This window comes from Agathobaculum hominis (assembly GCF_014288055.1).
GTDB classification, from domain to species: Bacteria; Bacillota; Clostridia; order Oscillospirales; family Butyricicoccaceae; genus Agathobaculum; species Agathobaculum hominis.
On the sequence record NZ_JACOPK010000001.1, the window covers coordinates 37,475 to 63,939 of the forward strand.

Genomic DNA, 26,465 nt, shown 5'->3' on the forward strand with positions numbered 1-26,465 from the left:
ATGCGAGACGATATTAAGGAAGTATATTTCACCGAAGAGCAGCTGCGAGACAAGGTCCGCGAGCTTGGCGCGCGCATCACTGAGGATTACCGCGGCAAGAATCCGCTGATCGTCAGTGTCCTCAAGGGCTCGTACATCTTCATGGCCGACCTGACCCGTGCGATCGATACGCCGTGCAACGTGGATTTCATGGTCGTGTCCAGCTACGGCAACGGCACCAAGACCAGCGGCGAGGTTCAGATCATCAAGGACATCGCGCAGCCGATCGACGGCCGCGACCTGCTGATCGTCGAGGACATCCTCGACTCGGGCGTAACGCTGCACTATCTCATGCAGATCCTCGCCGCACGCGGCGCGAACTCCATCCGTCTGTGCACGCTCCTGTCCAAGCCGGAGCGCCGCAAGATCGACGTCAACGTCGATTATCTGGGCTTTGAGATCCCGGATGAGTTCGTTGTCGGCTACGGTCTGGACTACGCGGAAAAGTACCGCAATCTGCCGTACATCGGCATTCTCAAGCCGCACGTTTACGGCGGCGAGGGCGAATAATCTCTCCCATACGGAAAGGGGCGTTAAACCAATTTGAAAGGCAAAATGAAGGGCTTCGGCCTTTACCTGCTCATACTGGTCTGCCTGCTCGCCGGCGTAAGCTACGTCGTCAGTCAGACGCAGAAAACCGAGTCGATCTCCTACTCGGATGTGTACAGCTACTTTGAACAGGGCGACGTAGACCGCTACACCCTCGAGGGCGGCACGCTGACCATGCATCTGAAGAACGAAAACCGCGCGGTCAGCTACGAGATCGGCGACTATACCTCGGTATGGTGGGCGCAGCTCGGCTCGGTCATCGACCAGCAGATGAAGGACGGCACGCTGACCAAGGTAGACTACATCACCACGACGATCCCGTGGTGGGCGCAGTTCCTGCCGTATCTCATCCTCGTGGTGCTGATCGGCGCGTTCTGGTATTTCATGATGAACAAGCAGTCCGGCGGCGGCGCGGGTCCGATGCAGTTCGGCAAGGCGCGTGCAAAGCTCGCGCAGGACGGCAAGAACAAGGTGACGTTCAACGATGTCGCGGGCGCGGACGAGGAAAAGGCCGAGCTGCAGGAGATCGTTGAGTTTCTGAAAAATCCGCAGAAGTTCGTGCAGATCGGCGCGCGCATCCCCAAGGGCGTGCTGCTCGTCGGCCCTCCGGGCACCGGTAAAACGCTGATCGCGAAGGCGGTCGCAGGCGAGGCAGGCGTTCCGTTCCTGTCTATCTCCGGCTCGGACTTCGTCGAGCTGTATGTCGGCGTCGGCGCATCGCGCGTGCGCGACCTGTTCGAGCAGGCCAAGAAGAACGCGCCGGCCATCGTGTTCATCGACGAGATCGACGCGGTCGGCCGTCAGCGCGGCGCAGGCCTCGGCGGCGGTCATGACGAGCGCGAGCAGACGCTCAACCAGCTGCTCGTCGAGATGGACGGCTTCGGCGCGAACGAGGGCGTTATCGTCATCGCCGCGACCAACCGCAAGGATATCCTGGACAACGCGCTGCTGCGTCCGGGCCGCTTCGACCGTCAGGTCTATGTCGGCGCGCCGGATGTCAAGGGCCGCGAGGCGATCCTCAAGGTCCATGCGCGCAACAAGCAGTTTGACCCGGATGTCAAGTTCTCCGACATCGCGAAAACGACCGCCGGCTTCACCGGCGCAGACCTCGAAAACCTGCTCAACGAGGCGGCTCTGCTTGCGGCGCGCCGCAACAAGAAGCTGATCTCGCAGGAGGAGATCGAGGAGTCGCTGCTCAAGGTCGTCATGGGTGTGGAGAAGAAGAGCCACATCATCACCGAGCACGACAAGCGTCTGACCGCTTACCATGAGGCCGGTCACGCGATCTGCTTCGAGGTGCTGCCGACGCAGGACCCGGTACACCACGTTACCATCATCCCGCGCTCGTCGGGCGCAGGCGGCTTCACCATGCCGCTGCCCGAGGAGGATCAGGCGTACCGCACCAAGAAGTATATGGAGGAATACATCGTCGTCTGCCTCGGCGGCCGTGTGGCTGAGAAGCTGACGATGGAGGATATTTCGACCGGCGCTTACGGCGACATCAAGCAGGCCACCCAGATGGCGCGCGCGATGGTCACGAGCTACGGCATGAGCGACAAGATCGGCCCGATCGACTACGGTTCTGAGGGCGGCGAGATCTTCCTCGGCCGCGACTTCGCCGCAGGCAAGGGCTACTCTGAGGTCAAGGCGGCGGAGATCGACGATGAGATCCACCGCATCATCGAGACCGCTTACCATCAGTGCGAGAAGCTGCTGAGCGAGCACATGGACGCGATGACGCGCGTCGCGGAGTACCTCATCCGTAACGAGACCATGGACGGCGAGACGTTCAAGAAGGTCTTTAACGGCGAGGCGGTCCCCGACAAGGTGGTCGGCGCGGATCTCATGAGCGAGCTCCAGAAGGATCTGAACGAGAAGATCGGCGAGCCGGCAAAGGCTGAGTCTGCTGAACCCGAGCACTCCGAAAACAAGTAAAAAATTATCCCACAGGGAAAGCGTTGTTGCTCCCTGTGGGATTTTTTTGCCTGTTTAATCGGGGGACACCGTGAAAACGCGGCCGTAGGCGTCCGTAATCTCGACCTTGATGCTGAAGTCGCTCATGCGTCCATCGAACGTGCCAAGGCGTACTTCGGTATCGTAAATGTCGGAGCTATATTCGCCGTCGGAGATGCGGTATTCGAGCGGCTGCTCCGCGATTTCCTTGCCGTTCTGATAGAGAATGATGCGCCCGGTGAACGAATTGTCCTCTAGCGCGTCGTGGAAGTACACATAGGTGGAAAGCGTCCCCGTGAACGTGTTCCTGCCAAAGCTGAACGTCGGGCCGCCGCTCGACCAGTAAGCATGGACGTCAATCGAGAAGCGGTTTTCGATGTCGTATTCGCTCGCGAGCAGCAGATTGCGTGTGCCGCCGTTCTGGTCGGTGAGAACGAGATAAACCGAGTATTCGTCCACCATCGGGATTGTCAGACTGCCGCGATAGCCGCCTCCGGCGTCGGCTTCGGCCTCGCATTCCCACGACTGCTCGCCGCCTCGGAGCAGAAATTTCGCGGTTTCGCCGTCGCTTGCCACGCGCGGCACGGCGGAGAATGTCACGATGAGCTGCTCGGTGTTCTCCGGGTCGAGCATCATGTGCTCGCTCGAGTCCGCGAAGTCGCCGGTATCCGCGCCGGTGCCCGGGTAGTAGACCGTATTGACATTTCCGGCCTGCAAGCGCAGCGCCTGCACTTCGCCTTTCAGCTGCGCGATTTGATACAGACATACCGCATTCAGCGCGAGAGACACGCACAGCAGCGCCGCGCCGCCGATGAGGACAGCTTTATTCCTGCGTGGCTGCCGCGGCGCAGAGGGCGTCTCAGGAGCCGCAGGAGCGTCCTCGCTTTCCTTCCCTGCGCCGTCCTCCGCCGGAGCGGCAGGGAAGGGCGCATCAGGCCGCAGCAGCGTGTCGACCGGTACGCCGAACAGCCGGCTCAGCTCCATCAGATTGTCCATCGTCGGGACGGCCTGGTCGGCCTCCCATTTGCTCACCGCCTGCCGGGAGAGGCCGAGCTTTTCGCCGAGCGCTTCCTGACTGAGTTTATGTTCGCGCCGCAGAGCTGCGATCTTTTCACCTGTTGTCATCGTGCTCACCTCCTGTAAGCTCACTCTATCCGAAAACCCGTTATTTTGCCACCAACCTTGCGTTTCCTCGTGTCAACCGCAGGTTGCGGCGAGAAAAACGGTAAGAAAAGAGCCCCGAACACGGCGTTTCGAGGCTGTTTCAGGCAATACCGCCGCAGCTTTCATTGTGCGGTGTTGCCTTGGGATTGGGGTACGGAGAAAATCAGTCGCCGAAGAACTGGTCGTGGATGGCCTTGACTGCCTTCTCGCTGTCCTCCTCGTTGATGAGGACGGAGATCTTGATCTCAGAGGTGGAGATCATGCGGATGTTGATGCCGGCGCCTGCCAGAGCCTCGAACATCTTGGAAGCAACGCCTGCGGCGGACGCCATGCCTGCGCCGACGATGGAGACCTTTGCGACCTTGGTGTTGATGGAGACATCCTCGTAGTCGAGCATTTCCTTTGCGTCGCGCAGGATGCCTGCAACGCGCTCTGCATCGTCCTGACGGATGGTGAAGGAGATGGACTTCTTGTTGTCGCGGCCGACGGACTGGAGAATGATGTCGATGTTGACATTGTGCTTGGCCATGAGCGAGAATACCTTGAAGGCGGTGCCCGGGGTATCGTTCAGATTGATGATCGCGACGCGCGCGCAGTTATTATCACGGGCTACACCCGAAACGTTCAGTTTTTCCATGTTAGAACCCTCCTTGACTTTCGTACCCGGATTGCGGGTAAAGCTCGAAACGACCTCGAGATCGACATTGTACTTCTTTGCCATTTCAACCGAGCGGTTGTGCAGTACCTGAGCGCCGAGCGACGCCAGCTCGAGCATTTCATCATAGGTGATGGCGTCGAGCTTGCGCGCATTCTTGACGATGCGCGGGTCGGCGGTGTAAACGCCGTCAACATCGGTGTAGATCTGGCACAGGTCAGCGCCGAGCGTTGCGGCGATGGCGACAGCGGTCGTGTCCGAGCCGCCGCGGCCGAGGGTGGTCACGTCGCCCATCTTGTTGATGCCCTGGAAGCCGGCAACGATGACGATGCGGCCGTTGTCCAGCTCTGCCTTGAGGCGGTCGCCGGAGATGCGCTTGATGCGCGCGTCCGAGTAGTTGCTGTTGGTCTCCATGCCGATCTGCCAGCCGGTCAGGGAAACGACCGGGAAGCCGAGCTTCTGGATAGCCATGGCGAGCAGGGACATCGAGATCATCTCACCGGTGTTGAGCAGCACATCCATCTCGCGTCTGGACGGACGCTCGTTCAGCTCGGCGGCCTTTTCGATGAGGTCGTCGGTGGTGTCGCCCTGAGCGGAAACGACGACAACGACCTGGTTGCCGGCCTTAGCGGTGCTGGTGACGATGTCAGCGACATTCTTCAGTCGTTCGGTGTTGGCGACCGAGGTGCCGCCGAACTTTTGCACAATAAGACTCATAGTTGTTTAATTTCCTCCTTATATCACGCGCCTGCCGGAGCAGGAGCGTCCCCATATGCAAACTGTAAAAGTGTGCATTACAGACGTTTTACCGTGGTGCCGACCTCGTCGCAACGCAGCTGCACTGCCTTCCAGTGCGGGTATTTCGCCTCGCACAGAGCCTGCGCCTTTTCGATATAGTCGCGGTCGCCCTTGTAGACGATGGCGACAATGGACGGGCCTGCGCCCGAGATGAACGCGCCGAGCGCGCCGAGCTCCTTGGCCTCGCGGACGATGTCCTCGCCGTTTTCGATGAGGCTGAAGCGGTAGGGCTGATGCAGGCAGTCGCCGGTCGCGACGTCCAGATTTTCCAGCTTGCCGGTGGTCAGGCTGCCCGCGAGCAGAGCCGCACGCGCGAGGTTGTAGACCGCGTCGTGGTGGTCGATGCGCTTCGGGAGCGCCGCACGCGCCTTTTCGGTGGAAAGCTGGAAGTCCGGGATAAAGACCACGAAGTCGATCGCGCCGTGGACCGGCACGCGGACGTGGCTGACATGGCCGTTTTCGAGCAGCGCCACGCAGAAGCCGCCGAGGATGGCCGGAGTCGAGTTGTCCGGATGGCCCTCGATGGTCGCCGCCAGATCAATGACCGCGTTGCGGTCAAGCGGCTCGCCGAGCAGGGCGTTCGCTCCCATGATGCCGGCGACCGTGCAGGCCGAGGACGAACCCAGACCGCGCGTCTGCGGGATGGCGCAGTCCTCGACGATGGTCAGGCCGGAGAGCGGCTTGCCGCACTCATCGTACACGCGCTTGGCGCACTGGTAGATGAGGTTGGACTCGTCCTTCGGGACGAACTGACCGTTTTTATCCGAAATATCGATATGATCGTTCTCAGCAAGGTCGATCACGTTGTACATTTCGAGCGCGATGCCGATGCTGTCGTAGCCCGAGCCCATATTGGCGCTCGTAGCAGGAACGGTAACACGAACCATTTTATGTATGCCTCCTTAGAGAATACGCATTGCCGCGCAGACCTTGCCGACGGCGTTCAGTTTTTCGGCTGCCGCATCCATCTCGGCAGTCGGGATCTTGCTGGTCTGGACGACGAATACGCCCTCGACCGGCTCGGACAGGCTCTCGACCGGGAGAATGCTCTCGATGTCCTCGCGCGTGCCCTTGAAGCGGACGTACCATGCGGAGCGCAGAGTGTCGAGCGGACGGAGCAGCTTTTTCGAGCCATCGCCCCACATGATGCGGCGGCGGCTGTCCCTGTGCTCGATGGAGTCGAGCATATCAGCGACGACGGCGGAAGCGGTCGCGAGCTTGCCCGCGCCCTTGCCGTAGAACATGACCTCGCCGGTCGCGTTGCCGTCGACCATGATGGCGTTGAATACGTCCTCGACGGCTGCGAGCGGGCTCTCCTTGTGGATGAGGTGCGGAGCGACGTAGGCATAGGCTGTGCCGTCCTCGCAGCGCACCGAGCGGCCGAGCAGCTTGATGACGCAGCCGAGCTTGTCGGCGTTTGCAACGTCCTCGAGGGTGATCTTGGTGATGCCTTCGCAGGAGACCGCGTCCGGATCGAACTTGTCGCCGTAGGCAAGATCGGACAGGATGCAGATCTTGCGGCAGGCATCGTGGCCCTCGATGTCGGCGGTCGGGTCCTTCTCGGCGTAGCCGTTGACCTGCGCCTGACGCAGCGCGTCCTCGAAGGTAACGCCGTTGTGGATCATCTGGGTCAGAATGTAGTTGGTGGTGCCGTTGAGGATGCCGCAGATCTGGTTGAACTCGTTGGCAGCGAGGCACTGGAGCATCGGGCGGATGATCGGGATGCCGCCGCCGACGGACGCCTCGAACATGTAGTTGACGCCATGCTCCTCGGCGATCTTGAGCAGCTCGTCGCCCTTCGTCGCGACGAGCTCCTTGTTGGAGGTGCAGACGCTCTTGCCGGCCTCGAGGCAGCGCTTGGTGAACTGATAAGCTGCGCCCACGCCGCCCATAACCTCGGCAACGACCGTTACCTCGGGGTCGTTCTCGATGACGGAGAAGTCGGTAACGAACTTATGTCCGTAGGGCAGAGAGGAAAAATCGCGCAGATCGAGCACATATTTGACCTCGACCGGCTCGCCGACCGTGCGCGCGATCTTCTCGGCGTTCATCTCGAATACCTCGTACACGCCGGAACCGACCGTTCCGTGTCCCATGATTGCTACTTTTACCATTGTGATAATTCCTTTCCGTGGGAGAATTTATTGCAGTTTATCATTCGGAAGCAAGGATCTCGACCTTGTTCACGCCCTCGAGCTGCTCTGCGCGGTGCAGCAGCTCCTCGACCGAATATTTCATTTCGCCCGTTCGCGCGGCGATCGTGACCGATGCCTGACCGCGCATGGGGATGGACTGGTTGACCGTCATGAGGTTCGCGCCCGACTTCGCCATCAGCCCGAGGATGCTCGAGAGCATGCCCGGCTGGTCGTGCAGCATGAAGTGGAACGTCACGATGCGGTCGGTCGTCGCCTCGAAAAAGGGTCGGACGCCGTCCTTGTATTTATAGTAAGCGCTGCGCGACAGGCCCGCGAGCTTTGCGGCCTCGCTTGCTGTTGCAGCCTTACCCGAGGCGATCGCCTCATTGGCCTCGATCACGCGCTGAAAGACCTCGGGCAGCAGCGTTCGTTCGACCAGATAGTATTTTGGTTTAACCATGCGTTAATCTGTCCTTCCTGAAAAGACATATGTCTTTTTCACGCTCTCCTATCATACCATATAGCCGCGTCTGACGCAAGAGAGAAATCTATAAAATTCCCAGAAATTCGCGCTCTCATTTGTCGATATTGCCAAAGTCGACAGAAAAAAGTGCGGCAGTATATTAAAATTATAAAGAATAGACGAAAGAAAGTAAAGAGGGGGAGGGAGAAAAACGGTTCAGTCCACGGTTTTTGCGGCCGCGAGTACGAAAACACAGGCGGCGCCCATGCTGCGCAGGACGTGCGCGGCGTCTGCGGCGGTCGAGCCGGTCGTGACGATATCGTCGATGACCACGACGCGCTCGCCTGCGAGCGGAACGCGCCCGGGCAGGAGCGAGCCGGCGGCATTCTTCCGGCGGGCGGCGGCGTCCTGCTGCACGGACTGACGGGCGGTAAACGGACGCTTGCGCAGCGCGGAAACACAGGGCAGTGAGAGTGATTGCGCGATCGGACGCGCGAGCAGCTCAGCCTGATTGTAGCCGCGCTCCCGTGCGCGGAGAAAGCCGAGCGGCAGGTATGTGATGCAGGTGGGCTGCCACCGGTCGAGCTGCGCGGCGAGAACCGCCGCCATCTCGGCGGCGAACCATGCGGCATACTGCGGTCTGCCGCCGAATTTGAAGCGGTGCAGCGCTTCTTTGACTGCGCCGCGATAGCAGAGCGCCGCCGCCGCGCCGTCTGCACCGGGGACGGAAAGTTCGCCGTGATACCGGTATTCCGTGCGTACCTCGCGCGCACAGTCCGGACACAGCACCGCGCTGTGCTTTTCGGCGGGAAGGACCCGGCCGCACAGGATGCACGTCCGGTCGAATAAAACGGGCATGAGGTTCACCTCCGGATGAAAAAAGAGCTGTCCGCGAGGGACAGCTCTCAGTTTGTCGATAAAATTTGTCAGCTTACTTTGCGAGCAGCTTCTTGAGGCGCTCGGCAGCCTCGAGAGTGCGCTTCTGGTCGCCGAAGGCAGTCAGACGGAAGAAACCGTCGCCGTTTTTGCCGAAGCCTGCGCCCGGGGTACCGACAACGTTCGCGTTCTCGAGCAGGTAGTCGAAGAACGTCCAGGAGTCCATGCCGTTCGGGCACTTGAGCCACAGATACGGGCTGCTCTTGCCGCCAGTGTACCAGATGCCGAGCTCATCGAGCGTCGCGGACAGGACCTTGGCATTCTGCTTGTAGTAGCCGAGGGTATCCTTGATCTGCTTCATGCCTTCCTCGGTGAAGCAGGCGGCGGCGCCCTTCTGGACGATATACGGAACGCCGTTGAACTTGGTGGTCTGGCGGCGCAGCCACATCTTGTTCAGTCTGCCGTCCGCGAGCGCGGTCGGAACGACGGTCCAGCCGCAGCGCGTGCCGGTGAAGCCCGCCATCTTGGAGAAGGAGCAGAACTCGATCGCGCAGGTCTTTGCGCCCTCGATCTCGTAAATGGAGCGCGGCAGGTTCTCATCCTCGATGAAGCACTCATACGCTGCGTCGTAGAGGATGACAGCGTTCTGTGCGTTCGCGTAATCCACCCATGCCTTGAGACCCGCGCGGTCGTAAGCGGCGCCGGTCGGGTTGTTCGGGGAGCAGATATAGATGATGTCGCACTTTACGGATGCGTCCGGCAGGGGCAGGAAGCCGTTTGCCTCGTTCGCGTCCGCGAAGATGATCTTGCGGCCGGCCATGACGTTGGTGTCGACGTAGACCGGGTAGACCGGGTCGGGAACCAGGACAACATTGTCCTTGCCGAAGATGTCGAGGATGTTGCCGAGGTCGCTCTTCGCGCCGTCGGAGATGAAGATCTCATTGGTGGCGAGCTCTACGCCGTGGGTCTTGTAGTAGCCGACGAGCGCCTCGTGCAGGAAGTCATAGCCCTGCTCGTCGCCGTAGCCGTGGAAGGTCTCCTGCTTCGCCTGATCCTCAACCGCCGCGTGCAGCGCGTCGATGACAGCCGGAACGAGCGGACGGGTAACGTCGCCGATGCCGAGGCGGATGATGTCAGCCTCCGGGTGGGATGCGGAATACTCGCGGACCTTGCGCGCGATGGTGGAGAACAGATAGCTCTGCTCGAGATTGTCATAATTGGTGTTGATCTGCATTATTTCTTGCTCCTTTTCAGAGATGCCGCGACGAATGCCTTGAACAGGGGATGTGCGCGGTTCGGACGGGATTTGAATTCAGGATGGAACTGAACGCCGATATAGAACGGATGCTCCGGGATCTCGACGGTCTCGACGAGCTCGCCGGTCGGGGAAGTGCCCGTGATGAGCATGCCCTTGCTCTCGATCTCCTCGCGGAAGGCGTTGTTGAACTCATAGCGGTGGCGGTGACGCTCGGAGATGAGCTCAGAGCCGTAGGCGGAGGCCATGATGCTGCCCGGACGGACCTTGCAGGGGTAAGCGCCCAGACGCATGGTGCCGCCCTTCTTGGAGATGCCGTGCTGGCTCTCCATCAGGTCGATGACCGGATGCGAGGTGTTCGGGTCGAACTCGCCGGAGTTTGCGTCGGCGTAGCCGAGCACGTTGCGGGCGTAGCTCATGACCGCGATCTGCATGCCGAGGCAGATGCCGAAGTAGGGGATGCCGCGCACGCGCGCATAGTTTGCCGCGCAGATCATGCCCTCAACGCCGCGCGAGCCGAAGCCGCCCGGCAGGATGATGCCGTCGACCTCGCCGAGCAGCTTGTCGGCGGTCGAGTCGTTGATCTCCTCGGAGTCCACCCAGTCGATGTCGACAAAGCAGCCGTTCTCGTAGCCGGCGTGCTGAAGCGCCTCGGCGACCGAGAGGTAAGCGTCGTGCAGCTTGACGTACTTGCCGACGAGGGCGATCCTGACATGCTCCTTGCGAGACGCGATGCGCTCGAGCATTTCCTGCCACTCGCTCATGTCGCCCTTGCCTGCGCCGATGGACAGTTCGCGGCAGACGATGTCGGAGAAATGGCTGTCCTCGAGCATCATCGGCGCCTGATACAGCACGGGAAGGGTGCGGTTTTCGATGACGCAGTCCTCGGGGACGGTGCAGAACATCGAGATCTTGTGGCGGATGTCGTCGTCGAGCGGCTGATCGACGCGCGCGACGATGATGTCGGGCGAGATGCCCAGACCGCGCAGCTCCTTGACCGAGTGCTGGGTCGGCTTGCTCTTCGGCTCGTTCGAGCCGGAGATGAACGGAACGAGCGTTACATGGATGAACAGGCAGTTGCGGCGGCCGACCTCGGACGCTACCTGACGGATGGCCTCGAGGAACGGCTGCGACTCGATGTCGCCGGTGGTGCCGCCGATCTCGGTGATGACGACGTCAGCCGAGGTCTTTTTGCCGACCGAGTAGATGAACGACTTGATCTCGTTGGTGATGTGGGGGATGACCTGAACGGTCTCGCCGAGGTATTCGCCGGCGCGCTCCTTGTTCAGAACGTTCCAGTAGACCTTGCCGGTGGTGAGGTTGGAGAACTTGTTGAGGTCCTCGTCGATGAAGCGCTCGTAGTGGCCGAGGTCGAGGTCGGTCTCCGCGCCGTCGTCGGTGACATAGACCTCGCCGTGCTGGAACGGGCTCATCGTGCCCGGGTCAACGTTGATATACGGGTCGAGTTTCTGCGCTGCGACCTTGAGGCCGCGGCTCTTGAGCAGTCGGCCGAGAGAGGCTGCGGTAATGCCCTTGCCCAGACCGGAGACAACGCCGCCGGTCACGAAAATGTATTTTGTCATAGCTCGATTTCCCCTTTGAAAACGGTCGCGGCCGCGCCCGTCATGAACACGGTCTCAGTGGTGTATCGAATGGTGAGGTCGCCGCCGCGCAGGTGCACGGTGATGTCCGTGTCCGGCTTGCAGAAGCCGTTCAGGCAGGCCGCAACGCCGGTCGCGCACGCGCCCGTGCCGCAGGCCCAGGTCTCGCCCGAGCCGCGCTCCCAGACGCGCATCTTGAGGCTGCCGTCCGGCAGGACGTTCACGAATTCGGTGTTGATGCGTTCGGGGAACAGCGGATGATGCTCGAACTTGGGGCCGAGGCGCGAAAGATCGAGGTCGTCCACATCGTCCTCGTTAAAGAAGATGACGCAGTGGGGGTTGCCCATCGAGACGCAGGTCACGTGATAGACCTTTTCGTCTACGACGAGCGGGGCGTCGATGACGGAACTGCCCGCCATGTTGACCGGGATCTTTGCAGGCTCGAGGATCGCCGCGCCCATATCGACGCGCGCCGTCTGCATTTTGCCGTCCCTGACGTTCAGCTCGAGCGTTTTTACGCCGGAAAGCGTGTCGATGGTAATGGTGGTGCGTCCGCCGACCATGCCGTTGTCATACAGATACTTGCCGACGCAGCGGATGCCGTTGCCGCACATCTTACCCTCCGAGCCGTCGGCGTTGAAGATGCGCATCTGCGCATCCGCCCGGTCGGACGGGGAAATGAGGATAATGCCGTCGCCGCCGATGCCGAAATGCGGTTCGGAAAGCGCGATGGACAGCTTTTCGGGGTCCGTGACCTTCTGGTCGAAGCAGTTGATATAGATGTAATTGTTGCCGCAGCCGTGCATTTTAGTGAACGACAGCTTCATACGGTCTCCCTCCAGTTAACAGCAGTGTGTTCCGTGCGCGCAAAGCTCCGCGCGCACGCGCCGGACAAAGGCACGCAGCGTTTGCCCAGACGACATTCAGTATAACATAATTTTACGAAAAATTCTCTATGCTTTTGAAAAAAAGCACGAAATTTTTCCCTGTCCGGCAGGGCGGTTTTTTGCGGTATCTCACAAAATCGGGGATTTAATCGCGCTTCATGACGGAAAATTAACACATGTTTAGCGGAGATTGTGGTATACTGTAAGATACCGGTGAAATATGCCGCATCCACGCGTGCACTCACGGTGTTCAAAACGTACAATGCAAAGGAGAGAGTGACTTGCCGCCGTCAACGAAAAAAATCCGCATCTTTTCCTTCTCGTGGCGCGATCTTGCGATATTCTGCGCTCTGTTCGGCAGCGCGGTGCTGCTGTGCATCCTGCTGCATATGGCCAGCAGCTCGGAGGGCTTCGCCTACTCGATCTTCATCCTGACCGTGCTGCTCATCTCGCGCTTTACGACCGGCTATCTGTTCGGCACGCTCGCAGCCGTGCTGAGCGTCGTAGGCACGAACTACATATTCACCTACCCGTACTGGGCGGTGAACTTCACGCTGTCGGGCTATCCGCTGACCTTTCTGACCATGCTCGTGGTCTCGCTCGTGACCTGTACGATGACGACCAAGATCAAGCGGCAGGAGGATCTGCGCATCGAGGCGGCGCGCGAAAAAATGCGCGCGAACCTGCTGCGTTCGGTCTCGCATGACATCCGCACGCCGCTGACCTCGATCATCGGCTCGACGAGCGCCATGATCGAAAATCCGGATCTGCCCGAGGAGGATCGTCTGCTGCTGCTGACCGACGTCCGGGATGACGCGCAGTGGCTCATCCGCGTCGTGGAAAACCTGCTGAGCATCACGCGCATGGGCGACACGACCACGCGCCTGGTCAAAAATCCCGAGCCGGCGGAGGAGATCCTCGGCGCGGTGACGGCGAAGTTCCGCAAGCGCTATCCCGATGTCCGCATCCGCGTTTCCGTGCCGGAGGATCTGCTGTTCGTGCCGATGGACGCAGTGCTCATCTCGCAGGTGCTGTCCAATCTGCTCGAGAACGCCGTGGTGCACGGCGGCGGCCATACGACCGAGATACGTCTGTCCGTGCGGCGAGAGGGGCCGGAGGCCGTGTTCGCCGTCGAGGACAACGGAGACGGCATCGAGCATAAGGTCCTGCCGCATCTGTTCGACGGCACGCTCGCCGCAGCGGCAGGAGACATGGAGAACGGCGGCAAGAGAAACATGGGACTCGGCCTTTCGGTCTGCCAGGCGATCATCCACGCCCACAGCGGCAGCATCGAGGCGCATAATCTGATGGAAGGCGCGGAATTTGTGTTCCGTCTGCCGCTCGAACAAGAGGAGGAAAAAGCATGACCATCCGCGAAAAGATCCTGATCGTCGAGGACGAGAAGAGCATCGCGCACTTCATCTCGACCATACTCACCACAAACGGCTACGAGACCATTCTCGCAAAGACGGGAACCGAGGCGATGACCATGCTGTCCTCGCACTGTCCCGACCTCGTTATTCTCGACCTCGGTCTGCCCGACATGGACGGCATCGAGGTGCTGCGCAGCCTGCGCGGCTGGTCGAGCCTGCCGGTCGTCGTGGTGTCCGCGCGCACGCATGAAAACGACAAGGTCGAGGCGCTCGACCTCGGCGCGGACGATTATTTGACCAAGCCGTTCGGCACAGCGGAGCTGCTCGCGCGCGTGCGCACCGCTATCCGTCATACGCGCACAACGTCGCCGACCGGCGAGATCGCGCAGCGCGGTACATACAGCGTGGGCGAAATGGTCATCGATTATAACAAGCATCAGGTGCTCGTGCGCGGGGAGAATGTCCGTCTGACGCTCAGCGAGTTCCGCATTGTTGCCCTGCTGGGCAAGTTCGCCGGCAAGGTGCTGACCTATGATTATATCATCAAGGAGCTGTGGGGACCGCGAGCGGGCGGAGACAACCAGATCCTGCGCGTGAACATGGCGAATATCCGCCGCAAGATCGAGAAGAACCCGGCGGAGCCGGAATATCTGTTCACCGAGGTCGGTGTGGGCTACCGCATGGCGGAAAATCCCTCCGGGGAATGAAAAAATGCTCCCTTCCGGGAGCAGAGGCCATTCTTTCTATACCCTTAGCAGCGGGTAAGCGGTTCCGCCGATACAGCGGCTGTGCCGCTGGAGGCGAGATTTACGCTCGGGGTGAGCGTGCACAGTGGCCGCCTTCGGCGGCGGAGATGCCGGGTCCCCGGCAGGGGACAAAAGGGGCAAGGACACCAAATGGTTTCCTTGCCCCTCTTGACACCCCAAACCTTCCTTTGGGACGCTCAGCGGAGCTTCGCGTCTAAAAAACGAAGGAGAGCACAGATTTGAGTCTGTGCTCTCCTTTTTCTTATGCCATAGACGATTGCTTTCGTGATTTGCCGCGCATACCAGTGCGCGGCCAGACTGTGCAGAGCGTTTGCACCGTCGCTACGAACAGCTCCGCTTCGATCAAGCGTGTGCCCTTGGAGCACCAAACGTCACTGTGGGCCCCTCGCTTTTAGACGCGCGACCGAAGGGAGTCGCGTAAAGGAAGATGAGGGGGAGTCAAGAGGGGGATAAGAAACCATTCGGTGTCTTATCCCCCTTTTGCCCCCGCCGCCGGGCGGCGGCATCTCTTCGGCCGTGAGATACGGCCTCTGTCGCCTCCGGCGGCGCACCGCTGTATCGGCGGAAACTCCACCGTCAGCAGACGGTAAAGCGTTTTAAGGCGCAGCCTTACAGGAGCGCCAGCACCTTGGCGATCTCGCCGCGCGTGATCCTGCCGAGCGGCAGGAGCGTTCCATCCGTGTAGCCGCCGATGATACCGGCGGAAACGCAGGTCTTAACATGCTCCGCCGCCCAGGACGGAATTGCGGAAGCATCCCTGTAGTTGAGGCTTGCGGCCGCATAGCCGCGCGGCAGCAGGCGGCCGATCACCGTCATGACCTCTGCGCGGGTAATATCTGCGTCAGGATTGAAATACATCACGCCGCCGCGCGATTCGCCGGTCATGAAGCCGGCCTTTGCGACCGCGTTTACCGCACCGGCCGCCCAGGACGGGATGCTGTCGCTGTCCGCAAAGGCGGAAACGTCGGCAGACGAAGTGTCCAGTCCCAGCGTGCGCGCCATCGTGACCGCGAATTCCTTGCGCGTCAGATTGCGGTCGGGGTAAAAGTACATGCTGCCGCCCTTGCCTTCGCCCTTCATGATGCCGCGCGTGTTCAGCAGCGAGGCGTAGCCGCGCGCCCAATGGGAGGCAGTGTCCGCGAAGGCGTTCGCCGCGCTTCCGGCCGTGACGGTCGCGCAGACGCGCGTGCGGCTGCCGGCATCGTCTGATACGTCGATGGTCACGGTATGGGTACCGGCGGCGAGTGCGCCGGTCGTAACGGTCAGGTCGGAGCCGTTCATGGCTGCGGCGCCGCTCTGCGTCTTTCCGTCGACCTTGACAGTGATATTCGCCGCGCGGACGGGATATTTACCGTTTTCCATGGTCGCGGTGCCCGAAATCGTGGCCTTCGCGCCTGCGTCCACGGTCACGGCTGTGCTGTTCAGATGCACAGCGGGACAGTCGCTGTTCGTGACTGCATGATGCGCGGTGAGCACGATCTGGTCGAGCAGGAGCGCGGAATGAGACAGACCGGAGCTGCTTTTCTCGAAATGCAGACCGGTAAACTGGACTGCGCCCTCAGGAACCGGGGCGGTCAGCTGCTTCCAGCCGTTCACCGTCGCGGCGGACAGGGGAGCGGTCAGCTCATTGCCTTCGGCGTCGGTAAAGACCGCCGTCAGCGTGCCGTGGGTGTTTTCCGAACGCGCCCACAGGGTCAGATAGTTCATGTCTGCGACATCCGCCGGGGAAGCGGACAGAGTGAAGCCGTCCGCGCTTTCGCCGTTCCACAGCGCCTTGAGCGAGCCGGTTCCGCGTGCGACCGAGGTGTAGTCGGTGACGCGCGAGAGCGAAACGCCTTCCGAGGCGGTGAAGCCGCCGAGACCGTCCTCGAACGTCGAGACGAACGAGGCATCCTGCGGATCACCCATGCCGACGTTCACCGGAATGGACGCGCGCGTGTTTCCGTAGGAGCAGGTGAGCGTGCCGCTCGCCATCGAGCTGCCCGCGGTGAACACGCCCTTTTCATCGACCGAGCCGATGCCGCCCGATACCGTCCAGGTAAAGGCAGTATCGGCCGAGGCCATTTTCTGACCGAGGTGGTAGCCGAGCGCATCGAGATCGACCGACTGGCCCGGCTTGACGTTGACAGAGGAGATTGACCTGCCGCCGGACTGGAGCGCGATGGACTGAACGTCGCCCGTGACGCAGACGTTCATCGAGCCGGAAAACGAGCCGTTCGAGGCGGTGATGGTCGCGCTGCCGCTCTTCTGACCGGCAGTGAAGGTCTGTCCCTCTACCGTGCCCATGTCGTTCGAGACCTCAAAGACGAGGTCGGCCGGGGCTTCTGCCGGGCCGTAGGAAGCGTCCGCGCCCTTGATCGAAAACCACGTGGACGCGCCGGGGAGAATGTAGCGGTAGCTCGGGGTGAGCACGGCATGGGCAGTCGCGCCGTCCGAGGGGGTGTTCGCGGTAAAGAAGATGTAGTTGGCGCAGGCGCGCTGCGAGCCGTCCGAGGGACTCGAGATGAGTGAGGTCTCGCTCGCGCCGGGCTGGCGCAGCGCCATAGCGGAGGAGCCGCCGCCGTCGAGACAGAGTGCGCGAACACAGCCAAGCTCCTTGAGTTCTTCGCCGAGCTCCGCCGCAGTCAGGCCGGTGCTGACCGAGGACTGGTTGCCGTCGATCTCGTACAGGACAACCGTGCCGTCGCTCTTGACGCCGATGGCGCTGCGCGCGCGGCGCGAGGACGCGGCATCGATGCCGGAGGTCGTGACCGTGCCGTCGTCGATGAGCAGCTTGCCGCCGACGGCATATTCGACCTCGCTCCATGCCGGGTCTGCGGCGGTGATGGAGAGCGTGACCTCTTCGCCGACCGGGAAATCGACCCACGAGGGGACGTTCGCGCCGTCGGATTTGGTGAGTACCATCTGGTTTTCACCGATGGCGAAGGAGGACGAGCCGGTTCCCTTGCTCACGACCTTGAGCTTGACCGAGCCGCCGGCCTTGACCGGGGTGGAGTCCTCGCGCTCGAGCACGATATAGCTGCCCTTGGCGGCGAAATGGGTCGCCTCGTCGTAGCTGCGATCGAGCAGGTACGCGCCGGCGGTCGTGCGCGTTTTGTTGAAGTAGGAGACCGAGCAGGAGCCGCTTGCGCCCGTGATGCGGATGCCCATCGTCGGGCGGCCGATGACGGCGGTGCCGTCCTTCTTGAAGCCGACAGCGTACTGCCATGCATCGGAGGAGATGAGCGTGCCCTTGTCGATGACCAGACCGATGGGGACGCCGCTCGACATGACGAAAAAGTCGGCGTTCGTGCCGCCGATAACGGTCTTGCCCTGGTTTTGCAGGTATTTGACGGCGTTCGTGATGGTGGCCTTGCTGCCGTAGACCGTGTCGCCGGCGTAGACCATGACGGGGGAGACGCCGGTGTTCGGTTCGTATGTCAGAACGTTTGCGCGCTGCACACCGGCGGTGTTTTTGCCCTCGGTGCGCGTGTAGGTCAGCCCTTCGCCGACCGGATAGGACCAGCTGAAGCCGTTGGTGAATGCAGCAGACGCCGCAGCGGTGAACAGCTGCGTCATGGCGAGCGCCGCAGCGGCAAGCCGGAAGGTGGTTTTACGTTTCATTCTCATATCATACCTCGAGTTTCTGCGTGGAAAAAATAAAAGCGGCATACCGGAGACCGGTACGCCACCTATTGTAAACGCTCATGAAGTATTTGTCCAGAAGAAGGACAAATATTTCATAATTTTAACGGCAGGCAGAAGCCTGTTTTTTTAACCCTCAGCAGAGAGAAAACGGTTCCGCCGATACAGCGGTGCGCCGCTGGAGGCGACTTTACGCTCGAGGTGAGCGTGCACAATGGCCGCCTTCGGCGGCCGGGGGATGCCGCCGCCCGGCGGCGGGGGCAAGAGGGGAAAGACAACCAAGGTTTTCTTTCCCCTCTTAACTCCCCAAACTTTCCTTAGGACGCGACTCCCTTCGGTCGCGCGTCTAAATGCGAGGGGCCCACAGGGACGTCTGGTGCTCCAAGGGCACGATCTTGATCGAAGCGGAGCTTTTCGCAGCGGAACGCTGCCGCCCTGCACCGTCTGGCCGCGCACTGTTATGCGCGGCGGTTGACGCAAGGAAAATTCAGGGCCTTACAGCGTCCCATAAGCGAAACGACGTACGGAACCGAGCCCCCGTAACCCCCGTTTAGCCGCGCGACCAAAGGGAGTCGCGGCGCAAAGGAGGGTTTGGGGGAGTCAAGAGGGGGCAAGGGAACCATACGGTGCCCTTGCCCCCTTTTGTCTCCGCCGCCAGACGGCGGCTCTCCCGGCCGCCGAAGGCGGCCACTGTCCACGCTCACTTTGAGCGTAAAGCCGCCGGAACGGCGGAACCGCTTCCCCTCTGCTGAGGGTAAAGAAAGAAGGGCCCTTGCCCCGAAGGGGCAATTAAACGCTCTTGACGACCTTGTCGAGCACCTCGCTCAGCTTCGGGCTGCGCACCGATGTGTCGGAAACGCGATGGTAAATCGCCTTGCGCGCGTTATACAGGCGGCGCGTTTCCGCCTGCTTGTCCGGCCTGTTGAGCAGCGGACGGCTGTTCGAATAGGAAAGGTTCTTGAGAATGCGGTAGAACGGCGTATCCAGATGGATGAGCAGTCCGGTCTCCTTGACCGCGGCGACATTCTCCGGGCGCAGCACCGCGCCGCCGCCGAGCGAGAGCACGATGCCGTCGCGCTGCGACAGCTCACGGATATAGGCAGTCTCACGGTCGCGGAAGTACGCTTCGCCCTTCTGCGCGAAGATGTCCGAGATCTTCATGCCCTCTTTTTCCTCCAGATACAGGTCGGCGTCCACAAAGTCCAGTCCGGTCACGCGCGCGAGCTTGCGGCCGATGGTGGTCTTGCCGCTGCCCATGAAGCCGCAGAGCACGAGGTTTTTCTTCCCGTACTTTTCGTGCAGACGCTTGACCGCCATTTTGCCGTAGGTGCGGCGCAGAATGGTCTCGCAGGAGGCAGGCTCGAACGTTACGCCCGACCAGATGGTCTGTGCGTGCGCCGCCTGCATGACCAGCATGTAAAGACCGTCGCGCGTCGCGGTTTTGCGCGGATTGGCCAGACGCATGGTCGCCGTCACCGGCGGATTGTAGATCGCGTCGAACACATACTCGGTCTTGTGTGGCAGATAGTGCAGCGGCGCGAGATTTTCCTTCGGATACATGCCGACCGGCGTGGAATTCAGTACGATCTGGATGTCGCGCGGGATGTGGCGGCGGCTGTATACGGCGACGCGCGCGTGCGGCACGGTCTCGGCAATCTGCTGCTGGAGCGCGGCGGCCTTTTCCAGATTGCGGCCGGTGATGGTGAGGCATGCGCCCTCGCGCGCACAGTGGTACGCCATGACGGATGCCGCGCCGCCGTAGCCGAGCAGCAGGACCTTTTTGCCGCGCAGCGTCACACCGTCGCGTGCGAGCGACTCGGAAAAGCCGAGGATGTCGGTATTGTAGCCGATGGCCTTTCCGTCGCGGAAGGCGACCGTGTTGACCGAGTGCAGGTCGCGCGCGGCGGTATCCACCCCGTCGAGCAGCTCGATGACAGCCTTTTTGTGCGGAATGGTACAGTTGATGCCGCGCAGCTTCGCCTTTGCGAGGTCGAACGCTTCGGCAAGATCATCGGGCGGAACCGCGACGCCGATATACGCCGCGTCCTGTCCGGATGCCTCGAACAGCTGCGCGTGCAGCTCGGGACTCATCGTATGGCCGAGCGGCCAGCCGAACAGCGCGTAGGTCGGCTTTTTCGGCTGGAATGCCCGGAATTCCTCCATGGAAAGCAGCATTTTCATCAGCCTCCCAGCTTTTCGAGCGTGGCGAAGAAGTCGGGGTAGGAGATGGCGACGACCTCAGGCTCGTCGATGCGGCTCGCGCCCTCGGCGGCAAGTCCCAGAACTGCAAGGCTCATCGCGATGCGGTGGTCCTTGTAGGTCTCGAAGGCTGCGCCGTGCGGCTTTGCGCCGCCGCGGACGATCATGCCGTCGTCGGTCTCCTCGACGTCAACGCCTGCCTTGGTCAGCTCTGCGACCATCGCGGCAATGCGGTTGGATTCCTTGACCTTGAGCTCCTGCGCATCGCGGATGACGGTCTCGCCCTCGGCGAAGGCCGCCGCGACTGCAATGACCGGCAGCTCGTCGATCAGACGCGGAATGATCGCGCCGCCGATCTCGGTGCCGTGCAGACGGCTGTGCCGGACGGTCAGGTCGCAGACCGGCTCCGCGTCGTCGCGGAAGTTCGACTCGGTGATGTCCGCGCCCATGCTGCGCAGCACATCCAGAATGCCCGTGCGCGTCGGATTGACGCCGACGTTCCGGATGGTCAGCTCGCTGCCCGGCACGATGGCGCCGGCGACGAGGAAGAACGCCGCAGAGGAGATATCCGCCGGAACGGCGATGTCGACTGCGTGCAGATCCTCGGGCGGCTCGAGGGTGATAACGTTGCCGTTCGTCTCGATCTCGACGCCCAGCGCGCGGAACATGCGCTCGGTATGGTCGCGGGAGGGCGCCGGCTCGATGACGGTCGTCTGACCCTCGGCATACAGACCGGCTAGCAGGATGGCGCTCTTGAGCTGGGCAGACGCGACGGGGAGACGGTACTCGATGCCGTGCAGCTCGCTCGGGTGCATGGTCAGCGGACAGAAGTTGTCGTCCCTGCCCTCGATGGACGCGCCCATCTCGCGCAGCGGCTTCATCACGCGGCCCATCGGGCGCTTCTGGATGGAGGCGTCGCCGTTCATGGTCGAGGTGAAGCTCTGACCGGCGAGAATGCCGCTCAGCAGACGGGTAGTCGTGCCGGAATTGCCGGTGTACAGCTCGCTCTTCGGCGCGGTCAGGCCGTGCAGGCCGACGCCCTCTACGACGACCTCCTTGTCGGAAACATCGATGGAAACGCCCATTTTGCGGAAGCAGTCGATGGTGGACAGGCAGTCCTCGCCCATCAGAAAGCCTGTGATATGGGTGGTGCCGCTGGCCAGAGCGCCGAGCATGACGGCGCGGTGAGAGATGGATTTATCGCCCGGCACGGTGATCTCACCGCGCAGCGGCGCGCAGGGATTGATTTGCATGGAAGTATACTCCTTCTTGTCGGATAACGGGTGAAAAACGGCGGATATCGGAAGACAGCCTCAGCTTCAGTCGACCTTGTAGCTGCCGAGAACCTTGATATAGGGAAGCTCCTCGTGGAGCTGATAGAGCAGGCTGCGCACGGCGTGGTCGCTGATGTTGCCGGTGAAGTCGACGTAGAATACATAGCACCACGGGCTGTCCTTGAGCGGACGGGAGTGGATCTCGGTCATGTCGATGCCGTAATGCGCGATGATGTCCAGCACGGTTATCAGCGTGCCCGCGGCGTTCGGAATATGGAACGCGATCTCGATGCGGTTGTCCTCGGGCAGGCAGGTGGGCGTGCGGCTGACCGCGATGAAGCGCGTCTCGTTGTGCTTCATGTCGTTGATGCCCTCGGCGAGGATGGACAGCCCGTACCGCTCGGCGGCCTCGCGCGAGCAGATGGCCGCAAGGCTCACGTCGCCCTGGTCGCGCACGTTCTGCGCAGCGATAGCCGTGTTCGCGGCCTCGATGGCGGTGAAGCCGTGCGCGGAAATGAAGGCGGAGCACTGCGGCAGGGCATGGGGATGCGAGCAGACGCTCCGGATGTCCGCCATGGTCGCGCCCGGAACGGCCGCGAGACAGTGGGAGATCTTTTTGATGTACGAGCGGTTGATGGACAGGTCGTAGTCGAGCAGCAGGTCATAGACCGCGCTGACCGTGCCGGCGGTTGTATTTTCGACCGGAACGACGCCGACATCCGCTTTGCCGTCGCGCACCGACTGGAAGACCTCCTCCCAGGTCGGGACGTTGACCGGCTCGCACTCGGGGAAGAGCGCGCGGGCGGCAAGCTCCTGATATGCGCCCGGGACGCCCTGATAGAACACGGTTTTCGGCTTCAGCATCTCGCTCGACGGGTGGAACGGGAACTTTTCCGGGTTCAGACGCAGGATCTTGCTGTACTGATACTCGCGGCTCGCGCGGATCATGCTCTGGAGCAGGGCGATGTACTTGAGACGGACCTCCTCCTCCATGCCGGCGGAGCGCTGTTCAATGATCTCGGCCTCGCGATCGGGCTTGTAGATCTTGTCGTCCGACTGCGCCTTGGTCTCTGCGACTTCGTGGGCGAGCGACATGCGCAGCAGGAACAGCTCGCGGATAGCGGAGTCGACCGAGTTGATGTCCTTGCGGATGGAAGCAAGCTCACGCATAGCCGTTCGCCTCCCTCAGAAGATCCGCCAGAGCGACCGCGCACGCGGCCTCGATGACCGGCGCGGCGCGCGTGACGATGCAGGGGTCGTGGCGGCCGTGGATGGACAGCGGCTCGACCTTGCCGGTGCGGAGGTTGAGCGTGTCCTGCGCCATGCCGATGGACGGGGTGGGCTTGATGCAGGCGCGGACGATGAGCGGCATGCCGCTCGTGATGCCGCCGAGCACGCCGCCGTTGTTGTTGGTCTCGGTCTTTACCGCGCCGTTCTCCTCATAGAACGGGTCGTTGGCATGCGAGCCGCGCAGCGCCGCGAAGGCGAAGCCTGCGCCGAACTCCACGCCCTTGACCGCCGGAACGCCGAACAGGATGGAGGCCAGACGGCTCTCCACGCTGTCGAGCATCGGGCTGCCGATGCCTGCCGGCAGGCCGACGGCCGCGCATTCGATGACGCCGCCGACCGAATCCTGCTCCTCGCGCGCGTCCTCGATGGCCGCGAGCATGGCGTCGAGCGCACGGGGGTTGATGACCGGGTATTCCTGCTCGCGCAGCGCGTCGAGCTGTGCGCCAGTCACCTCAACGTCGTCGAACGGCATATCCTGGATCTGCGCAATGGACTGGATGTGCGAGCCGACGGTCACGCCCTGCTCGCGCAGCCACAGCTTGCACAGTGCGCCGGCGAACACGAGCGGGGCAGTCAGACGGCCGGAGAAATGGCCGCCGCCGCGCGGGTCGTTGCAGGACTTGTAGCGCAGCATGCCCGTATAGTCCGCATGGCCCGGACGGGGCTGCGCGGCCAGCTCGGCGTAGTCGCCCGAGCGCTGGTTGGTGTTGCGGATGACGGCGCAGATGGGCGTGCCGGTGGTCTTTCCGTTATAGATGCCGGACTGGATCTCCGGCCTGTCGGCTTCCTTCCGCGCGGTGGACTGCCTGTTGCGGCCCGGTGCGCGGCGCTCCATCTCGCGCAGCACGAACGCTTCGTCATACATAACGCCGGACGGAAAACCGTCGATGACCACGCCGATGCCGGCGCCGTGCGACTCGCCGAAAATGGATATTTTGATTGCGTTTCCCCAGGTGGAACCCATGTTTCGCCCTCCTTACAGTTTCAGAACGTACTCGTGCAGCTTTTCTGCGCCGATCGGGGTGATCTCTGCGCGGCCCGGCTCACGGACGAGGATGAAGTTGACCGTCGCGCCGAATTTTTTCTTGTCGGACAGCAGCGAGCGGTAAATGTCCTCGCGGCCGTACTTCAGCTCGGTCGGCAGACCGATATGCTCGAGGATGCCGATGAGGCGCTCGGACAGATCCTCGTTGCCGAGCATGGCGGACAGGCGCATCGCCGCTACCATGCCGACCGCGACGGCCTGACCGTGCGTGAGGTCGACATAATTTCCGAGCTTTTCTGCGGCGTGGCCGATGGTGTGGCCGAAATTCAGGATCATGCGCAGACCGGTGTCGTGTTCGTCGATGGTGACGACGTCGCGCTTGATCCTGACGCATTCGCAGATGATGCGCTCGATGTTCTTTTTGTAGTCGGGCGCGGACACCATATCGAGGATCTCCCTGTTGGAGATGTAGCCGTACTTGACGACCTCGGCCATGCCGTCGGCAAAGGTCTGATCGGGCAGGGTGGCGAGAACCGCCGGGTCGATGAGCACGAGACGGGGCTGATAGAATGCGCCGACGAGGTTTTTGCCCTCGGGCATATCCACGCCGGTCTTGCCGCCGACCGAGGAGTCGACCTGCGCGAGCAGGGTGGTCGGGATCTGGCACAGCGAGACGCCGCGCAGGAAGGTCGCCGCCGCGAAGCCGGTGATGTCGCCGACGACGCCGCCGCCGAGCGCGATGATGAGATCCTTGCGCGTCATGCCGTTCGCGAGCAGGTCGTGATAGATGCCCTCGACGGTCGAGAGACGCTTGTGCTCCTCGCCGGCCGGGATGACGGTGTGCGTCACGGGCAGCGTGAACTGCTGCTCGAGCTGTTCGAGGTAGAGCGGCGCGACGGTCGAGTCCGAGACGATGTGGATGCGGCTCGGAGAAAAAGTCTCGCCGATAACGGACGCCGCGCGGGCGAGCAGTCCGCTTTCGATATGGATTTCGGACACGCCGTTCGTGCCCTTCAGAGTCAGCAGTTCAGACATGGTGACAGCTCCTTAGGAATATTTTTAAGAGGGGGGCCGGGATACCCATGGTTTCCTGGCCCCTTTCTTGCCGGTTAGATTTCGCGGTCTACCGCAGCAGCGACTGCGCGGAGCGCGTTCATCGTGTGATGGAACGAATCGTAGGTAAGCGACTGCGCGCCGTCGGAGAGCGCGTGCGCCGGGTCGTTATGCACCTCGATCATCAGACCGTCCGCGCCTGCTGCGACAGCAGCCTTGGCCAGCGGCTCGACCATCCAGTAGATGCCGCCTGCGTGGGACGGGTCGACGATGACCGGAAGATGACTCATGCGCTTGAGCACCGGAACGGCGGAAATATCGAGGGTGTTGCGGGTGTACTTCTCATAGGTGCGGATGCCGCGCTCACAGAGGATGACGTTCTCGTTGCCGCCGGCCATGATGTACTCGGCGCTCATGAGGAACTCCTCCATGGTGTTGGCGAAGCCGCGCTTGAGCAGGATGGGCTTGCGCGTCTGGCCGAGCTCCTTGAGCAGCTCGAAGTTCTGCATATTGCGCGCGCCGACCTGGAAGCAGTCGCACTTGTCCATGAAAATGTCGATGTGAGCCGGGTTGGTGATCTCGGTGACGACCGGCAGGCCGGTAGCCTCGTGCGCCTTGTGCAGCAGCTCCAGACCCTCAGCCTTCAGACCCTGGAAGGAGTACGGGGAAGAGCGCGGCTTCCATGCGCCGCCGCGGAGAACGGCCGCGCCGTCGGCCTGCACGTGCTTGGCGACGTCGATGATCTGTTCCTCGCTCTCGACCGAGCACGGGCCTGCCATGACGACGAGCTTTTTGCCGCCGACGGCAACGCCCGGGGCAATCTCGACGACAGAGTTGTCCGGATGGAACTTGCGGTTTGCGAGCTTGAACGGCTCCTGAACCTTGATGATGTTCTCGACCTGCGGGTCGAGCATGAGCGCGTCCTTGTCGACCGCGCCGGTATCACCGACCAGACCGATAACGATGGTGCCCTCGCCGTAGATCGGGTTCGCCTTTACGTTCCAGCGCTCGATGTGGCGGGAAAGCTCGTCAACGTGCTCGTGGGTCGTGCCCTGCTTCATGATAATGATCATTTTGTCTGTCTCCTTTTTGTGTCAGTAGGTGGTGAGAATGCTGTTTGTCCGGCGGAAAAGGGTATAAAAAAAGCCCTTCATCCACAAAGAGGGACGAAAGACAAACAGTTCCGCGGTACCACCCACATTCGGCGCACGTTCTGCGCCGCACTTTTCAGATACAGAATATATCCTATCCCTGTAACGGAGGAAACCCGTCTGCGCCTACTCGGAATTCTTTCAGCGCGGCAGCTCAAGAGGGAACTTCATCGTGCCGGCGTCTGCATCCGTTTCCAGTCATGACGGACACTCCCTGTAAGCCGCACCTGGGACGATTACTTTCCTCTTTCATCGCTTTGTGCAATATTTGAGTACATTATAATACGAACGTCAGAGGTTGTCAATGCCCTGTGGATGATTTTTTGTAAAAACCTGAGCGGAGCTCGTTGCCTTTTTACCGTCGGCAGACGGTA

General features: G+C 61.6%; 20 protein-coding genes and 1 other annotated feature. Of the genes, 4 read left to right on the forward strand and 16 right to left on the reverse strand.

The features are described from left to right. Together hpt and ftsH are read left to right on the forward strand one after the other, a co-directional pair. Entirely contained in the window at positions 1 to 549 is a 549-nt protein-coding gene (gene hpt, locus H8S02_RS00195) for a hypoxanthine phosphoribosyltransferase (RefSeq protein ID WP_186968964.1), read from the forward strand. Positions 550 to 594: 45 nt separating this feature from the next. Then, a complete protein-coding gene (gene ftsH / locus H8S02_RS00200; protein WP_186968965.1) occupies positions 595 to 2,523 on the forward strand; it encodes an ATP-dependent zinc metalloprotease FtsH in 1,929 nt (642 codons plus the stop codon). Positions 2,524 to 2,577: 54 nt separating this feature from the next. Here the strand turns inward: ftsH and H8S02_RS00205 are convergent, their stop codons facing one another. The 9 genes from H8S02_RS00205 to dapF all read right to left on the reverse strand — a co-directional run bounded on the left by H8S02_RS00205 (position 2,578) and on the right by dapF (position 12,315). Then, positions 2,578 to 3,666: a helix-turn-helix transcriptional regulator gene (locus H8S02_RS00205; protein WP_186968714.1), complete on the reverse strand. Its 1,089-nt coding sequence runs from the start codon at positions 3,664 to 3,666 to the stop codon at positions 2,578 to 2,580. Positions 3,667 to 3,868: 202 nt separating this feature from the next. Next, positions 3,869 to 5,077 carry an aspartate kinase gene (locus H8S02_RS00210; RefSeq protein ID WP_186968715.1) on the reverse strand — a complete coding sequence of 403 codons (1,209 nt, stop codon included), beginning with the start codon at positions 5,075 to 5,077 and terminating at the stop codon, positions 3,869 to 3,871. Positions 5,078 to 5,154: 77 nt separating this feature from the next. Continuing rightward, entirely contained in the window at positions 5,155 to 6,045 is an 891-nt protein-coding gene (gene thrB, locus H8S02_RS00215; protein ID WP_118685469.1) for a homoserine kinase, read from the reverse strand. A 15-nt stretch (positions 6,046 to 6,060) separates the two neighbouring features. Then, positions 6,061 to 7,272, reverse strand: a complete 1,212-nt coding sequence (locus H8S02_RS00220) for a homoserine dehydrogenase (RefSeq protein WP_186968716.1) — start codon at positions 7,270 to 7,272, stop codon at positions 6,061 to 6,063. Between the two features lie 40 nt (positions 7,273 to 7,312). Continuing rightward, positions 7,313 to 7,753: an ACT domain-containing protein gene (locus H8S02_RS00225; protein ID WP_118685467.1), complete on the reverse strand. Its 441-nt coding sequence runs from the start codon at positions 7,751 to 7,753 to the stop codon at positions 7,313 to 7,315. Between the two features lie 219 nt (positions 7,754 to 7,972). Then, positions 7,973 to 8,614 carry a ComF family protein gene (locus H8S02_RS00230; protein WP_186968717.1) on the reverse strand — a complete coding sequence of 214 codons (642 nt, stop codon included), beginning with the start codon at positions 8,612 to 8,614 and terminating at the stop codon, positions 7,973 to 7,975. Between the two features lie 73 nt (positions 8,615 to 8,687). Then, positions 8,688 to 9,866, reverse strand: a complete 1,179-nt coding sequence (locus H8S02_RS00235; protein ID WP_186968718.1) for an LL-diaminopimelate aminotransferase — start codon at positions 9,864 to 9,866, stop codon at positions 8,688 to 8,690. Next, positions 9,866 to 11,470, reverse strand: coding sequence for a CTP synthase (locus H8S02_RS00240; RefSeq protein ID WP_186968719.1), 1,605 nt, complete (start codon positions 11,468 to 11,470; stop codon positions 9,866 to 9,868). The genes H8S02_RS00235 and H8S02_RS00240 overlap by 1 nt, the downstream gene beginning before the upstream one ends. Continuing rightward, entirely contained in the window at positions 11,467 to 12,315 is an 849-nt protein-coding gene (dapF, locus tag H8S02_RS00245) for a diaminopimelate epimerase (RefSeq protein WP_186968720.1), read from the reverse strand. The genes H8S02_RS00240 and dapF overlap by 4 nt, the downstream gene beginning before the upstream one ends. A 341-nt stretch (positions 12,316 to 12,656) precedes the next feature. Between dapF and H8S02_RS00250 the strand changes: the two genes are divergently transcribed. Together H8S02_RS00250 and H8S02_RS00255 are read left to right on the forward strand one after the other, a co-directional pair. Continuing rightward, entirely contained in the window at positions 12,657 to 13,742 is a 1,086-nt protein-coding gene (locus H8S02_RS00250; protein ID WP_186968721.1) for a sensor histidine kinase, read from the forward strand. Further along, positions 13,739 to 14,455, forward strand: a complete 717-nt coding sequence (locus H8S02_RS00255) for a response regulator (protein WP_118685462.1) — start codon at positions 13,739 to 13,741, stop codon at positions 14,453 to 14,455. The genes H8S02_RS00250 and H8S02_RS00255 overlap by 4 nt, the downstream gene beginning before the upstream one ends. A gap of 669 nt (positions 14,456 to 15,124) precedes the next feature. Here H8S02_RS00255 and H8S02_RS00260 read toward each other — a convergent pair. The 7 genes from H8S02_RS00260 to aroF all read right to left on the reverse strand — a co-directional run bounded on the left by H8S02_RS00260 (position 15,125) and on the right by aroF (position 26,013). After that, entirely contained in the window at positions 15,125 to 18,118 is a 2,994-nt protein-coding gene (locus H8S02_RS00260) for a phosphodiester glycosidase family protein (RefSeq protein WP_186968722.1), read from the reverse strand. A gap of 810 nt (positions 18,119 to 18,928) precedes the next feature. Then, positions 18,929 to 20,314 (reverse strand): shikimate kinase, encoded by a 1,386-nt coding sequence (locus H8S02_RS00265; RefSeq protein ID WP_186968723.1) that lies wholly within the window; start codon positions 20,312 to 20,314, stop codon positions 18,929 to 18,931. Positions 20,315 to 20,319: 5 nt separating this feature from the next. Further along, positions 20,320 to 21,591: a 3-phosphoshikimate 1-carboxyvinyltransferase gene (gene aroA, locus H8S02_RS00270; protein WP_186968724.1), complete on the reverse strand. Its 1,272-nt coding sequence runs from the start codon at positions 21,589 to 21,591 to the stop codon at positions 20,320 to 20,322. Positions 21,592 to 21,657: 66 nt separating this feature from the next. Continuing rightward, positions 21,658 to 22,782 (reverse strand): prephenate dehydratase, encoded by a 1,125-nt coding sequence (gene pheA / locus H8S02_RS00275; RefSeq protein ID WP_186968725.1) that lies wholly within the window; start codon positions 22,780 to 22,782, stop codon positions 21,658 to 21,660. Next, the gene (aroC, locus tag H8S02_RS00280; protein WP_186968726.1) at positions 22,775 to 23,866 is read right to left on the reverse strand and encodes a chorismate synthase; all 1,092 of its coding nucleotides are present in this window, start codon (positions 23,864 to 23,866) and stop codon (positions 22,775 to 22,777) included. The genes pheA and aroC overlap by 8 nt, the downstream gene beginning before the upstream one ends. A 12-nt stretch (positions 23,867 to 23,878) precedes the next feature. Next, positions 23,879 to 24,922 carry a 3-dehydroquinate synthase gene (aroB, locus tag H8S02_RS00285; RefSeq protein ID WP_186968727.1) on the reverse strand — a complete coding sequence of 348 codons (1,044 nt, stop codon included), beginning with the start codon at positions 24,920 to 24,922 and terminating at the stop codon, positions 23,879 to 23,881. A gap of 74 nt (positions 24,923 to 24,996) precedes the next feature. Then, a complete protein-coding gene (aroF, locus tag H8S02_RS00290; protein ID WP_186968728.1) occupies positions 24,997 to 26,013 on the reverse strand; it encodes a 3-deoxy-7-phosphoheptulonate synthase in 1,017 nt (338 codons plus the stop codon). A gap of 86 nt (positions 26,014 to 26,099) precedes the next feature. Next, positions 26,100 to 26,353, reverse strand: a binding site (T-box leader). Between the last annotated feature and the right edge of the window lie 112 nt (positions 26,354 to 26,465).